Origin of the sequence: Streptomyces sp. JHA26 (assembly GCF_002005565.1) — a bacterium.
Lineage (GTDB): Bacteria > Actinomycetota > Actinomycetes > Streptomycetales > Streptomycetaceae > Streptomyces.
In genome coordinates, this window is record NZ_BDJC01000024.1 from 49,637 (window position 1) to 62,878 (window position 13,242).

Annotated in this window: 13 protein-coding genes; 10 read left to right on the forward strand and 3 right to left on the reverse strand. The window is 72.6% G+C overall.

What is annotated here, in order from left to right; translation table 11 throughout:
* Positions 1–34: 34 nt before the first annotated feature.
* The 5 genes from JHAT_RS16760 (at position 35) to JHAT_RS16780 (ending at position 4,047) form a co-directional block, all read left to right on the forward strand.
* Positions 35–718 carry a UdgX family uracil-DNA binding protein gene (locus JHAT_RS16760; protein ID WP_077798983.1) on the forward strand — a complete coding sequence of 228 codons (684 nt, stop codon included), beginning with the start codon at positions 35–37 and terminating at the stop codon, positions 716–718.
* 9 nt (positions 719–727) lie between these two features.
* Positions 728–1,252, forward strand: a complete 525-nt coding sequence (locus tag JHAT_RS16765) for a GNAT family N-acetyltransferase (protein WP_077798984.1) — start codon at positions 728–730, stop codon at positions 1,250–1,252.
* A 100-nt stretch (positions 1,253–1,352) separates the two neighbouring features.
* Positions 1,353–1,652, forward strand: a complete 300-nt coding sequence (locus JHAT_RS16770; protein WP_077798985.1) for a DUF4229 domain-containing protein — start codon at positions 1,353–1,355, stop codon at positions 1,650–1,652.
* A 312-nt stretch (positions 1,653–1,964) separates the two neighbouring features.
* Complete coding sequence (locus tag JHAT_RS16775) at positions 1,965–3,278, forward strand: dicarboxylate/amino acid:cation symporter (RefSeq protein WP_077798986.1); 1,314 nt, start codon at positions 1,965–1,967, stop codon at positions 3,276–3,278.
* A 91-nt stretch (positions 3,279–3,369) separates the two neighbouring features.
* Entirely contained in the window at positions 3,370–4,047 is a 678-nt protein-coding gene (locus JHAT_RS16780) for a TetR/AcrR family transcriptional regulator (RefSeq protein ID WP_077799024.1), read from the forward strand.
* On the opposite strand, the gene JHAT_RS16785 is transcribed toward JHAT_RS16780, so the two are convergent.
* Positions 4,032–4,886 (reverse strand): MaoC family dehydratase, encoded by an 855-nt coding sequence (locus tag JHAT_RS16785; RefSeq protein WP_077798987.1) that lies wholly within the window; start codon positions 4,884–4,886, stop codon positions 4,032–4,034. The two genes, JHAT_RS16780 and JHAT_RS16785, sit on opposite strands and share 16 nt — an antisense overlap.
* A gap of 346 nt (positions 4,887–5,232) precedes the next feature.
* Here JHAT_RS16785 and JHAT_RS16790 point away from each other — a divergent pair, with 346 nt between their 5' ends.
* The gene (locus JHAT_RS16790; RefSeq protein ID WP_077798988.1) at positions 5,233–7,158 is read left to right on the forward strand and encodes a long-chain fatty acid--CoA ligase; all 1,926 of its coding nucleotides are present in this window, start codon (positions 5,233–5,235) and stop codon (positions 7,156–7,158) included.
* A 14-nt stretch (positions 7,159–7,172) separates the two neighbouring features.
* Here the strand turns inward: JHAT_RS16790 and JHAT_RS16795 are convergent, their stop codons facing one another.
* On the reverse strand, positions 7,173–7,817 hold the full coding sequence (locus JHAT_RS16795; RefSeq protein ID WP_077798989.1) for a class I SAM-dependent methyltransferase: 645 nt from the start codon (positions 7,815–7,817) through the stop codon (positions 7,173–7,175).
* A gap of 133 nt (positions 7,818–7,950) precedes the next feature.
* The gene (locus JHAT_RS16800) at positions 7,951–8,154 is read right to left on the reverse strand and encodes a cold-shock protein (RefSeq protein WP_003974443.1); all 204 of its coding nucleotides are present in this window, start codon (positions 8,152–8,154) and stop codon (positions 7,951–7,953) included.
* A gap of 288 nt (positions 8,155–8,442) precedes the next feature.
* Between JHAT_RS16800 and JHAT_RS16805 the strand changes: the two genes are divergently transcribed.
* The 4 genes from JHAT_RS16805 (at position 8,443) to mqnC (ending at position 13,236) form a co-directional block, all read left to right on the forward strand.
* Positions 8,443–9,291 carry a menaquinone biosynthetic enzyme MqnA/MqnD family protein gene (locus JHAT_RS16805; RefSeq protein ID WP_077798990.1) on the forward strand — a complete coding sequence of 283 codons (849 nt, stop codon included), beginning with the start codon at positions 8,443–8,445 and terminating at the stop codon, positions 9,289–9,291.
* A gap of 63 nt (positions 9,292–9,354) precedes the next feature.
* On the forward strand, positions 9,355–11,154 hold the full coding sequence (locus tag JHAT_RS16810) for a serine/threonine-protein kinase (protein WP_077798991.1): 1,800 nt from the start codon (positions 9,355–9,357) through the stop codon (positions 11,152–11,154).
* Positions 11,155–11,220: 66 nt separating this feature from the next.
* The gene (locus JHAT_RS16815) at positions 11,221–11,967 is read left to right on the forward strand and encodes an A24 family peptidase (RefSeq protein ID WP_077799025.1); all 747 of its coding nucleotides are present in this window, start codon (positions 11,221–11,223) and stop codon (positions 11,965–11,967) included.
* Positions 11,968–12,036: 69 nt separating this feature from the next.
* Positions 12,037–13,236: a cyclic dehypoxanthinyl futalosine synthase gene (gene mqnC / locus JHAT_RS16820; RefSeq protein WP_077798992.1), complete on the forward strand. Its 1,200-nt coding sequence runs from the start codon at positions 12,037–12,039 to the stop codon at positions 13,234–13,236.
* Positions 13,237–13,242: the final 6 nt, after the last annotated feature.

Below are 13,242 nucleotides of genomic sequence, written 5' to 3' on the forward strand. Positions count from 1 at the left end.
GGATCCGCGCCCCCGCGGCGGGTACCCGCACCCCATGGCCACCACCCGAGCTCCCGAGGACGCCTACACGGCGGAGCCCTTCGTTCCCGAGCGCGGCGGCCTGACCGCCCTCCGCGAGGCCGCCGCCGGCTGCCGCGGCTGCCCGCTGCACCGGGACGCCACACAGACCGTGTTCGGCGCCGGCACGGCGGACGCGCGCGTCATGCTCGTCGGCGAGCAGCCCGGTGACCAGGAGGACCGCCAGGGCAGGCCCTTCGTCGGGCCCGCCGGCAGACTCCTCGACCGGGCCCTGGCCGAAGCCGGCATCGACCCGGCGGACGCGTACGTCACCAACGCCGTCAAGCACTTCAAGTTCACACAGGCCGGGCCGGGCAAGCGCCGTGTCCACAAGGCGCCCGCCCGGCGCGAGACGACGGCGTGCGGGCCGTGGCTGGCCGCCGAGCTCGCCGTGGTGGAGCCCGAACTGATCGTGGTGCTCGGCGCCACGGCCGGGAAGGCGCTGCTCGGCCCGTCGTTCCGGGTCACGCAGGTGCGCGGCACTGTCCTGGAGGAGGAGATCCACGGGCGGTTCGAGAGGCTGGTGCCGACGGTGCACCCGTCGGCGGTGCTGCGGGCGGACGACCGGGAGGGCGCCTACCGGGGTCTGGTCTCCGACCTGGAGGTGGCGGCGCGGGTCCTGGCGGGGGACCCTTCCGGGAACCGGAGGGGTAATAGTTAGTATGGCCTCGTGCCGCTTACTTTCACGCTCGACCCCGCCCTGACCCCCGAACTGCGCGACGGCGTCCTCGACCTGTGGACCGACGTGACCAACGCCGGCGGCTCCGTGGGCTTCGTACCGACGGTGACCCGGGAGGACATCCGCCCCGAGCTGGTCAGGCACATGGTGGCCATGGCCGAGGGCCGCACCCGGCTCCTCGTCGGACACGACGAGGAGGGGCGGGTGGCCGCCACCGCGTTCCTCACCCTCAACACGCACCGGCTGATGACCCACTGGCTGTGGCTCTACACGGTGATGGTCCACCCGCGCCACCAGGGCCGGGGGTACGGCCGGGACCTGATGACCGCCGCCGCCGACGCGGCCCGCGCCCACGACGGCATCGAGGCGATCCGGCTCACCTGTCGGGGCGGCCTCGGCCTGGAGCGGTTCTACGCGTCCTGCGGCTACAAGGAGGTCGGCCGGGTGCCCGGCGCGATCCGGGTGGCGCCGGACGACGACCGGGACGACATCACGATGCTGCTGCCGCTGACCTGAGCGCACCACCCCGACTGAGGCGCACGGGCCCCGGCGTGCTTCACTGGACGGTGCCCATTTGGGTACGTTCCGGCCTCCCCCAACGGAAGAGTGGATTGAGATGCTCCGCTACACGCTGATGCGCCTCGGGATCTTCGTGGCCTGCCTCGTGGCCGTCTGGGGCCTCGTCTACGCCGGTGTGTTCCCGCGCGGCCTCGGCGACTCCAACGGCATGTGGATCGTCCTGCTGTCCCTGCTGCTCTCGGCCCCCATCAGCTTCGTGGTGCTGCGCAAGGAGCGCGACCGCGCCTCCGTGCAGGTCGTGCAGCGGGTGGACCGGATGAAGGCCAACCTGGAGGCCAACCGCGGCCAGGAGGACCTCGCCGACGAGGCCGCCCGCGCGCAGGGCCGGACCTCGTAACCCCCTCACGCACCCGAGCGCCCGGTTCCCTAACCACAGGAAACCGGGGCGCTTTACGTTTTACGGTCAGGAGTCGGCTCCAGCCTCTCAAAGTGAGGCTTTGGGGGTCTCAAAGCGTAAGTGTTAAAGTCGTACGCATGATGTCAGCAGCCGCGCCCGCCACACCGCCGAGCCTCGGGCTCGTGGCGCGCCTGCACGTGGACCTCTGTCGGTGCGCGTCCGCGAACTGTCGCCCCTGACGTCCCCTCTCATCCGTCGTTCCCCACGTCAGCACGTGCGCGTCCGTCCCCGCGTCCCGTCCCCCTACGGAGCATGTCCGTGTCCTCCCTCACCAAGTCCTTCAAGGTGCCCTTCTGGGCCCAGATAATCGCCGGCCTCGTCCTCGGCGTCCTGCTGGGCTGGCTGGCCCGCAGCCAGGACGTCTCCTGGCTGGTCACCACCCTGGACAAGATCGGCGGCACCTTCATCGGCCTGCTGAAGCTGGCCGTCGCCCCGCTCGTCTTCTTCGCGATCCTCGTCTCGATCACCAACCTGCGGAAGGTCAACAACGCGGCGCGCCTGGCGTCCCGCACCCTCCTCTGGTTCATGATCACCTCCCTGATCGCGGTGGCCATCGGCCTCGTCATCGGCCTGGTCACCAACCCCGGCGCGGGCACCGGCCTCACCCCGGCCGACGGCGCCGAGCCCGAGCACACCGGCTCCTGGATCGACTTCCTGACCGGCATCGTGCCGACCGACGTCATCACGCCGTTCACCGAGCTGAACGTGCTCCAGATCGTCTTCATGGCGGCCGTCGCCGGTATCGCCGCCCTCCAGCTCGGCGAGAAGGCCCAGCCGATCCTGAACCTGAGCGAGTCGATCCTCGAACTCCTCCAGAAGGCCCTGTGGTGGGTCATCCGCCTGGCCCCGCTCGGCACCGTCGGCCTCATCGGCCGCGCCATCGCCACCTACGGCTGGGACCTGATCGGCAAGTACGCGACCTTCACCGCCGACATCTACGTCGGCTGCGCGATCGTCCTGTTCGTGGTCTACCCGACGCTGCTCGCCACCGTCGCCAAGGTCAGCCCGCTCCAGTTCTTCAAGGGCGCCTGGCCCGCCATCCAGCTCGCCTTCGTCTCCCGCTCGTCCGTGGGCACCATGCCGCTGACCCAGAAGGTCACCGAGCGCCTCGGCGTGCCGAGGGAGTACGCGTCCTTCGCCGTGCCGTTCGGCGCGACGACCAAGATGGACGGCTGCGCCGCGATCTACCCGGCGATCGCCGCGATCTTCGTCGCGCAGATCTTCGACATCCCCCTCGGGGTCGGCGACTACCTGCTGATCGCCTTCGTCTCGGTGGTCGGCTCCGCCGCCACGGCCGGCCTCACCGGCGCCACGGTCATGCTGACGCTGACCCTGTCCACGCTGGGCCTGCCGATGGAGGGCGTCGGCCTCCTCCTCGCCATCGACCCGATCCTGGACATGATGCGCACCGCGACCAACGTCGCCGGCCAGGCCCTCGTCCCGGTCGTCGTCGCCGCCCGCGAGGGCCTGCTCGACCGCAAGGCGTACGACGAGGCGCACAGCTCGCCGCTGGACGAGCCGGAGCGGGAGAAGCGGGACGCGGAGCCCGTCCCGGCCGCGGCCTGACCGCTTGACCGCCTGACCACGACAGGGGCGTCCGGACGCATCGGCGTCCGGACGCCCCTGTCGTGGTCGCGCGGACCGTACGCTGATGCCCATGGGTGTGGGGAAGACCAAGCGGATGCCGCGTGCGGTCCGTGAGCAGCAGATGCTGGACGCCGCGGTGCGCACCTTCGGGCAGCGCGGGTACATGGCGGCGTCGATGGACGAGATCGCCGAACTCGCGGGCGTGTCCAAGCCGCTGGTCTACCTCTACCTGAACTCGAAGGAAGACCTCTTCACCGCCTGCATCCGCCGTGAGGCGCGGGCGCTGACCGAGGCCGTGCGGGCCGGCGTCCGCCCGGGACTGCCGGCCGACGGCCAGCTCTGGTCGGGCCTGCGGGCCTTCTTCACCCACACCGCCCGGAACCCGGACGCCTGGGCGGTGCTGCACCTCCAGGCCCGTACCCACGGCGAGCCGTTCGCCGCCGAGGTGGCGGTGATGCGCGAGGAGATCGTCGCGTTCGTGACGCAGCTGATCGCCGCCGCCGCGCGGGACGCCCACCGTGACCCGGACCTGCCCGAGCGCGAGGTCGCCGGGCTCGCCGAGGCCCTGGTCGGCGCCGCCGAGTCGCTCGCGGACTGGGCCAACGCGACCGAGGGCGTCAGCGCGAGGCAGGCGGCGGCGACCCTGATGAACTTCGCCTGGGCGGGCCTGGGCAACCTGATGACGGACCGGCCCTGGACCCCGCCCGAGGAGTCCGGGGCCGAAGCGGTGGCTCACGCCGCCGGATAGGGGACGACCTCGCCGGACAGGTGCGGCCGGCCCTCGCCGCCGCGCAGTTCGAACCGTCCGTCCCCGGCCCCGTACGTCACCGTCCCCGGCAGCGGCAGTGGCGCCTCGAAGGCGGCCCGCACCGTGACCGCCTCCGGGGTGCCGTGCTCGGCGAGGCACCGGGCCACCGACCACATGCCGTGTGCGATGGGGCGGGGGAAGCCGAACGGGCGGGCGGTGAGGGGGTGCAGGTGGATCGGGTTGCGGTCGCCGGACGCGGCTCCGTAGCGCCGGCCGAGGTCACCGGCGAGCCGCCACTCGGCGCGCACGGGCAGCGGCGGCTCCTGCCGCCGCGGGACGTCGGAGGAGCTCCGCCCCCCGGTGCCGTGCCGCGCCAGGTAGGTGCTGCGCGACTCCCACACCAGCTCGCCGCCGGCCCGCAGCTCCGTCACGACCGCGGCCTCGGTGCCGCGCCGGTGCGGCAGCAGGGCCTCGACGCGCACGGCGAGTGCGTAGGTCCCGGCCGCCGGCAGGGAGGCCCGCCGGGTGAGGCCGATCGACGTGTGGACGAGCCCGAGCAGCGGCAGCGGGAAGTCCCGGCGGCTCATCAGCCGCACGGCCAGCGGGAAGCCGAGCACGTGGGGATAGGTCGGGGGAAGCGTGGCCGCCCCGGCCGGGAAGCCGCACGCCCGTTCGTAGGCGGCCAGCCGGGCGGGGTCCACGCGCAGGCCGGGGACCACCAGGCGGGTGCGCGGGAAGTCCGCGTCGGGGCGGGGCCGCTTGAGGGGCGACAGCAGGGCGCCGCGGGCGAGGAGCGGCGTGAGGGCGGGGACGGCGGTCAGCGGACGGTCGTCGGCCACGGGCGTCCCCCAGCTCTGTGAACAGACCCGAACAACACTTACTTTGAAGTAATGTTACCGGAGGTAAGGCGTGGTCGTCCCGTTGCGGAGAGGTGTGGTGTGCCGATCATTCCGGACCGAACGTGACTTACCCGCAGGTAACCCCCGAGACTGCACAGCCCCGGCGCCGGACCATCCCCGAACCCGCACCAACTCCCCACGCGAGCCCCGTACGATCCCGAACCTGACCGCCGGTAACCCCCGGCAGGACCTCATCCACCGGGCCCGGCGATGAACGCCTCGGCGCCCGAGGCACGTACGTCATGCAGCTGAGCAGTGCCGCCGCTGCACGTCCCAGGAGCCGCCCGTGTCCACCCCGCTTCCCTCCTTCGCCCCCTCCGCCGCGTTCACCGACTCACCCGGTCCCACCCTGGTGGCACCCGAGACGCGACGCCTGGACGGGGCCGTGCGGGAGGCGTACGTACCGCCGTTCGCCCCGCCGGTGCGGCACGGTTCCCTGGCCGACCTGCCCTTCGACAACGCGGCGGCCGTGCCCGACGCGGTGGTCCTCAGCCGCAGGTCGGGCGACGGCCACTGGAGCGACGTGACGGCGGCCGAGTTCGCCGCGCAGGTGCTGGCGGTGGCGAAGGGGATGATCTCCGAGGGCCTGATGCCGGGCGACCGGATAGCGATCATGGCCCGGACGACGTACGAGTGGACGCTGCTGGACTTCGCCGCCTGGGCCGCGGGCCTCGTCACGGTGCCCGTCTACCCGACCTCCTCGCTCTTCCAGGTCCGCTGGATCCTCCAGGACTCGGGCGCGGTCACCCTGGTCACCGAGACGGCCGCGCAGGCGGCGGCCCTCGGCCCCGAGCTGGGCCGCCTCCCCGACCTGCGACACCTGTGGATCATGGAGAAGGGGCACGTGGAGCAGCTCGCCGAGCTGGGCGCGCAGGTGTCGGACGCGGAGGTGGACGTACGCCGGGGCGTGCTGAGCCCGAGCACGCTCGCCACCCTGATCTACACCTCGGGCACCACGGGCCGCCCCAAGGGGTGCGTGCTGACCCACGGCAACTTCTTCGCCGAGGTGGACAACGCGATCGAGCTGCTCTACCCGGTCTTCAAGACGCAGACGGAGGAGCCGTCGATCCTGCTCTTCCTCCCCATGTCCCACGTCTTCGGCCGGATGGTCGCCGTGGCCTGTGTCCGCGCCCGGGTCCGCCTCGGACACGCGCCGAGCTTGAAGGCGGAGGACCTGCTGCCGGACCTGGCGGCCTTCCGGCCGACCTGTCTGCTGACCATCCCGTACATGCTGGAGAAGGTCTTCAACGGGGCGCGCGCCAAGGCCGAGTCGGGCGGGCGGGCCGCGGTCTTCGACCGCGCGGTCTCGGTGGCGGTGCGCCACGGCGAGGCCATGGAGGACCGCCGGACCGGTTCGGGCGGCGGCCCGAACCGCGCCCTGAAGACCGCCCGCTCCTTCTACGACCCCCTCGTCTACCGCAAGATCCGGAGCGCCATGGGCGGCCGGGTCCGGCACATCATCTGCGGCGGCTCCCCGCTCGGCCGCCGTCTGGCCGCCTTCTACGCGGGCGCCGGCATCGAGATCTACGAGGGCTACGGCCTCACCGAGACGACGGCCGCGGTGACCGTGACGCCGCCGCTGAAGCCGCGCCTGGGCACGGTGGGCTGGCCGCTGCCGGGCACCCGGATCCGGATCGCCGCCGACGGCGAGATCCTCGTCGCCGGCGACCAGGTCCTGCACGGCTACTGGGACCCCCGGGCGGGCGGCGTCGTCCCGGCCGCCCCCGACGGCTGGTTCCCCACCGGCGACCTCGGCAGCCTGGACGACGAGGGGTACCTGACGATCACCGGCCGCAAGAAGGAGCTGCTGATCACGGCGGGCGGCAAGAGCGTGGCCCCGGCCCCGCTGGAGAACTGGCTGCGCCAGCACCCCCTGATCTCCCAGTGCATGATCATCGGCGAACGCCGCCCCTACGTCTCCGCCCTGATCACCCTCGACCCCGACGGCATCACCCACTGGCGCCGCATGAACGGCAAGCACCCCGTGCCGCCGGAGCTGCTGACCGACGACGAGGAGGTCCACGCGGTGCTCCAGCGCGCGGTCGACGAGGCCAACAAGATGGTCTCCCGCCCGGAGTCCATCCGCCGCTTCGCCGTCCTGCCGAGGGACTTCACGGAGTGGGAGGGCCACCTGACCCCCTCGATGAAGCTCCGGCGCGACGTGATCATGCGGGACTTCGCGGAGACGGTGGAGACGCTGTACGGGGGGTAGGCGGAAGGGCCGGCTCAGCGGCGGGCGATCAGGCAGGCCTGCGGGACCTTCGCGGAGGTGTCCTCCTCCTGTACGCGCACCGTCCGCGACAGCACGGTGAAGCCGGCCCGCTCCAGCAGCTCCGCCATCCGCTCCGGGCGTCGCCGTTCGAAGTCCAGGGAGACCGGGTGGCCGAAGGGGCGGTCGAGGCGGCTCGGCTCGTCGCCGACCTGGAAGGCGAGGAGGAAGTGCCCGCCCGGGGCCAGCACGCGCCGCACCTCCGTGAAGAGGTCCGGCAGCCGGTCCCACGGCGTGTGGATCGACGAGTACCAGGAGACGGCCCCCGCGAGAGCGCCGTCGGGCAGGTCCAGCTCCAGCATGGAGCCCTGCTCGAAGCGCAGGCCCGGGTTCTCGCGGCGGGCGACGGCGAGCATCGAGGCGGACAGGTCGAGGCCGAAGACCCGCAGGCCGAGCGAGGCGAGGTGGGCGGTGACCCGGCCGGGTCCGCAGCCCAGGTCGGCCACCCGGCCCTCCGGTCCCACCAGCTCGGCGAAGGCGGCCATCAGCGCGCGGTCCAGCGCGGTGCCGGCGCCGATGACGCGGAAGTGGTCGGCGTAGTCCTCGGCGATGGTGTCGTAGAAGGTCCGGGTCGTGTCCAGGAAGCCGGTGTCGTGGGTCATGGCGCGACCCTAGGGCCCGCCACCGACAGCCGGCGCCGGTCGCCGGAATTCACCGGGAATTCACGAGGGCGCCGGAAAGGGCAGGAGCCCCGTCGCCGAAAACGGCGCGGGGCTCCTTGGGTACTGCTGTCGATCAGACAGGAGTGACGTTCTCCGCCTGCGGGCCCTTCGGACCCTGCGTGACGTCGAAGGACACCTGCTGGTTCTCCTCGAGGGAACGGAATCCCTGAGCGTTGATCGCGGAGTAGTGGACGAAGACGTCCGGGCCGCCGCCTTCCTGGGCGATGAAACCAAAGCCCTTTTCGGCGTTGAACCACTTCACGGTTCCGGTAGCCATAAGCCCTCCTTGGGCCCAAAGGGTTGCCCTGCTCCAGAACCAGCAAGTGTGAAGACCGATCCGCACAACTGCATATGTCTGAGAATGACGAGAGCCCGCGGTCACATGCTCCGCAGGCTCTGTACTGCAAGGGAAACCAAACTGCAACTTGCTGTGAGCCTAGCACGCAGGGCCCCCGACGCAACAGAGGTCAAGATCACTTCACCCGAATGTTTGAACGCACGTGCCATTCGGCTGACACCGGGGGGTGCCGCCGGGCGGCCGACGGGGGAGGGCTAGCCTCGCGATGTGGACAATTCTCGCACCCGGCCGCGTGTCGGCCACATCCAGTTCCTGAACTGCATGCCCCTGTACTGGGGGCTCGCGAGAACGGGAACGCTCCTCGATTTCGAGCTGACGAAGGACACCCCGGAGAAGCTCAGCGAGCAGCTGGTGCAGGGCGATCTCGACATCGGTCCGGTCACCCTGGTCGAGTTCCTCAAGCACGCGGACCAACTGGTCGCCTTCCCCGACATCGCCGTCGGCTGCGACGGCCCGGTGATGTCGTGCGTGATCGTCTCGCAGGTCCCGCTGGACAGGCTGGACGGCGCCCGCGTCGCCCTCGGGTCGACCTCGCGCACCTCGGTCCGGCTCGCCCAGCTGCTGCTGGCCGAGCGCTTCGGGGTCCGGCCCGACTACTACACCTGCCCGCCGGACCTGAGCGTGATGATGCAGGAGGCCGACGCGGCCGTCCTCATCGGCGACGCCGCGCTGCGCGCCAACATGATCGACGGGCCGCGCTACGGCCTCGACGTGCACGACCTGGGCGCGCTGTGGAAGGAGTGGACGGGTCTGCCGTTCGTCTTCGCGGTCTGGGCGGCCCGGCGCGACTACGTGGAGCGCGAGCCGGTCATCGCCCGCAAGGTGCACGAGGCCTTCCTCGCCTCCCGCAACCTCTCCCTGGAGGAGGTCGACAAGGTCGCCGAGCAGGCGGCCCGCTGGGAGGTCTTCGACGAGGAGACCCTCGCGCGGTACTTCACGACCCTGGACTTCCGCTTCGGCGCCCCGCAGCTGGAGGCGGTCACGGAGTTCGCCCGCCGGGTCGGTCCGACGACGGGCTTCCCGGCGGACGTGAAGGTGGAGCTGCTCGAACCCTGAGCGTCGCGCCGTCGGCCCATTACCCTGCTGAAAGGTTCCGGCGTACGGGGGAGGGGTGGACCGATGCGGCCGCTCGATGTCGACGAGCCCACCGTCGTGGGGCCCTACCGGCTGCTCGGCCGGCTGGGGTCCGGCGGCATGGGCCGGGTCTACCTGGGCCGCAGCGCCGGCGGCCGGACGGTCGCCGTGAAGATCGTGCACCCGCACTTCGCGCTCGACGAGGAGTTCCGGGTCCGGTTCCGCCGCGAGGTGGAGGCCGCACGCCGGGTCGGCGGCGCCTGGACCGCGCCGGTGCTCGACGCCGACCCCGACGCGCGCGTGCCCTGGGTCGCCACCGCGTACGCGGCCGGGCCGTCCCTGACGGCGGCGGTCGCGGACGGCGGCCCGCTGCCCGCCCACACCGTCCGGGCGCTGGGCGCGGGCCTCGGCGAGGCGCTGGCCGCGGTGCACGAGCTGGGCCTGGTGCACCGGGACGTGAAGCCGTCCAACGTCCTGCTCACCCTCGACGGCCCCCTCCTGATCGACTTCGGCATCGCCCGCGCCACCGGGGGCACCGCCTCCCTGACCTCGACGGGCGTCTCGATCGGCTCGCCCGGCTACATGTCGCCCGAGCAGATCCTCGGCAAGGGCGTCACCGGCGCCGCCGACGTCTTCTCCCTCGGCGCGGTCCTCGCCTTCGCGGCGACCGGCCGGCCGCCCTTCCCCGGGGACTCCTCGGCCGCGCTGCTCTACAAGGTCGTCCACGAGGAGCCGGAACTCGACGCCCTGGACGGAGAGTTGGGCGTACTGGTGCGGCAGTGCCTGGCCAAGGAGCCCGGAGCCCGTCCCGCCCCCGGCGAGGTGGCCCGGCGGCTCGCCCCGGACGGCGCCGCCCGGCTGGTCGCGGGCGGCTGGCTGCCGGGGGCGCTGGTGGAACAGGTCAGCCGGAGCGCCGTGCGGCTGCTCAACCTGGAGGCGGCGGCGGGGGAGGGCGGGCCGGAATCGGGGCCGGTGGGCTTCAGCCGGTCGTCGGTGACGGCGGGGGCGGAGGCGGCGGGGACGGAGACGGCGGGGACGGAGACGGAAGGGACGGAGACGGCGGGAGGGGAAGGGCCGGACGCTCCCACCGCCGGCGCCTTCGGACCGCCACCGGTGATGCCGGGGCCTCCCGCGCACCCTGAAGCACCTGCGCACCTCGGAGCACTCGCGTCCCTGGGGGCTCCCACACCCCTCGGAGCATCCGCACCCCTCGGGGCACCCACGCCCTCCGACGCCGTGTCCGGGCAGCGGGACGGTGGGCGAGGGCCCGGCAAGTTCTCCGTGCACGTGGCGGCGGCCTCCACGCGGGGCGGCGACGGACGGGGGCGCAGGCTCAGCTGCACGGTGGCCCTCGCCGTGGCGGGGGCGCTGGCCGCGGTGACGGTCGGCTCGGCGTTCCTGTTCGACCTGCTGCCGGACGACCGCCGGGACGCCGCCGACGGCGGCACCGGCCGCGAGACCCACTGGCCGTCCGCCTCGGATGGCGCCCGGAACACCGTCCCGGACGCCTACCTCGGCACCTGGGAGGGCCAGGGCACCGCCCTCGGCGGCACGCTGCCGGCGGGCACCTTCCGCGTCACCATCGCACGGGTCGGTGTCGGCCAGGAGCTGGGGCGGCTGCGCCAGACCGACCAGCTGGGCGGCTCCTGCGTCGACGTCCTGACGCTCAAGCAGGTGACGGACCGGCAGATCGTCGCCGCGTCCGTCGGTGCCGAGGGCAACCACGACGGCTGCAACCAGTCACCCACGACCGTCCGCTTCACCCCGGTCGGCGACGACCTCGCGTACGCCTCCGAGAGCGCCGAGTCGGGGAAGCCGCAGGCCCGGCTGTCGAAGGTCGGGTAGGCGGCGGGCAGGCGGACGGGCGGAAAGGGTCACGGCCGTGCGGCCGCCCCATAGGGTGTGCGCGTGCTGAGCGTCGATGTGCTGGTCCTCCTCGTCGCCGTGCTCTGGGGCGCCGCGGCGGGGGCGCTGCTGCCGCGGGCGGCCTACCGTTTCTCCGCCCCCTCGGGCGAGGCGTGGCGCGACGCGTGTCCGGCCGCGCACCCCCTGCGGGGATGGCTCGGTCCGGCGCGGTGCGCGCGGTGCGCGGACGGGCGGCCCGCCCCGGTGCCGTACGGTCCCGGTGCCGCGGGGCCCGCCGTCGTCACCGCCCTGGTGTGCGCCGCCCTGGCCGCCGCCACCGGGACCCGGCCCGAGCTGGCCGTCTGGCTGCTGCTCGCACCGGTCGGCGTGCTGCTGGCCGTCGTCGACCTGCGGGTGCGACGGCTGCCCGATCCGCTGACCCTCCCGCTCGCGGGCGCCGCGCTCGCCCTGCTCGGCGTCACCGCGCTCGTGCCCGAGCACGCCGGGGAGTGGACCACCGCCCTGCTGGGCACCCTCGCGCTCGGCGCCGGCTACTTCGCGCTGTTCCTCCTCAACCCCGCCGGCATGGCCTTCGGGGACGTCAAGCTCGCGCTGGGCGCCGGTGCCGTCCTCGGCTGGTACGGCTGGCCGACGCTGATGCTGGGCACCTTCGCCGGGTTCCTGCTCGGGGCGCTGTACGGGGGCGTCCTCGTCGTCACGGGGCGGGCCGGACGCGGGACGGCCATCGCCTTCGGGCCGTTCCTGCTCGCGGGCGCCCTCCTCGGCCTCCTCGCGGGCGCCTACGCGGCCTGAGCGCGGCCGGGGAAAACGGCTGGCGTACGCTGGTCAAGTCCGTCCACAACCCTTACGAAAGGGACGCCGGTGACCGAGAAGGCCGACCTTCAGCCCATCCTCGACCGTGCCGCCGCCGGTGGGCGGATCACCCCCGAAGAGGCCCTCGTCCTCTACCGCGACGCCCCCCTGCACGCGCTGGGCGCCGCCGCCGACGCCGTCCGCAGGCGCCGGTACGCGGGCACCGAGCACATCGCGACGTACATCATCGAGCGCAACATCAACTACACGAACGTGTGCGTCACGGCGTGCAAGTTCTGCGCGTTCTACGCGGCCCCCAAGGACACGAAGAAGGGCTGGACCCGCGACCTCGACGACATCCTGCGCCGCTGCGCGGAGACCGTCGAGCTGGGCGGCACGCAGATCATGTTCCAGGGCGGCCACCACCCGGACTACGGCGTCGAGTACTACGAGGAGCACTTCGCCGCCATCAAGAAGGAGTTCCCCCAGCTCGTCATCCACAGCCTGGGGGCGAGCGAGGTCGAGCACATGGCCCGGATCTCCGGGGTGTCGGTCGAGGAGGCCATCACCCGGATCCACGCGGCCGGGCTCGACTCCTTCGCCGGGGCCGGCGCCGAACTCCTGCCCGAGCGGCCGCGCAAGGCCATCGCGCCGCTGAAGGAGTCCGGCGAGCGCTGGCTGGAGATCATGGAGATCGCGCACGGGCTGGGCGTCGAGTCGACGTCCACCATGCTGATGGGCACCGGCGAGACCAACGCCGAGCGCATCGAGCACCTGCGCATGATCCGGGACGTGCAGGACCGCACCGGTGGCTTCCGCGCCTTCATCCCGTACACCTACCAGCCCGAGAACAACCACCTGAAGGGCCGCACGCAGGCCACGCTCTTCGAGTACCTGCGGATGATCGCCATCGCCCGGGTCTTCCTCGACAACGTCGCCCACATCCAGGGCTCGTGGCTGACCACCGGCAAGGAGGTCGGCCAGCTCTCCCTCCACTACGGGGCCGACGACCTCGGCTCGATCATGCTGGAGGAGAACGTCGTCTCCTCCGCCGGCGCCAAGCACCGCTCCAACCGGCTGGAGATCATCGACCTGATCCGCAAGGCGGGGCGCGTCCCGGCACAGCGTTCCACGACGTACGAGCACCTCGTGGTGCACGACGACCCGGCGAACGACCCCGTCGACGAGCGCGTCGTCTCCCACATCTCCTCCACGGCGATCGAGGGCGGCACGGCCCACCCCGAGCTGAAGCTGCTCGCGTCCAACTGACGCCGC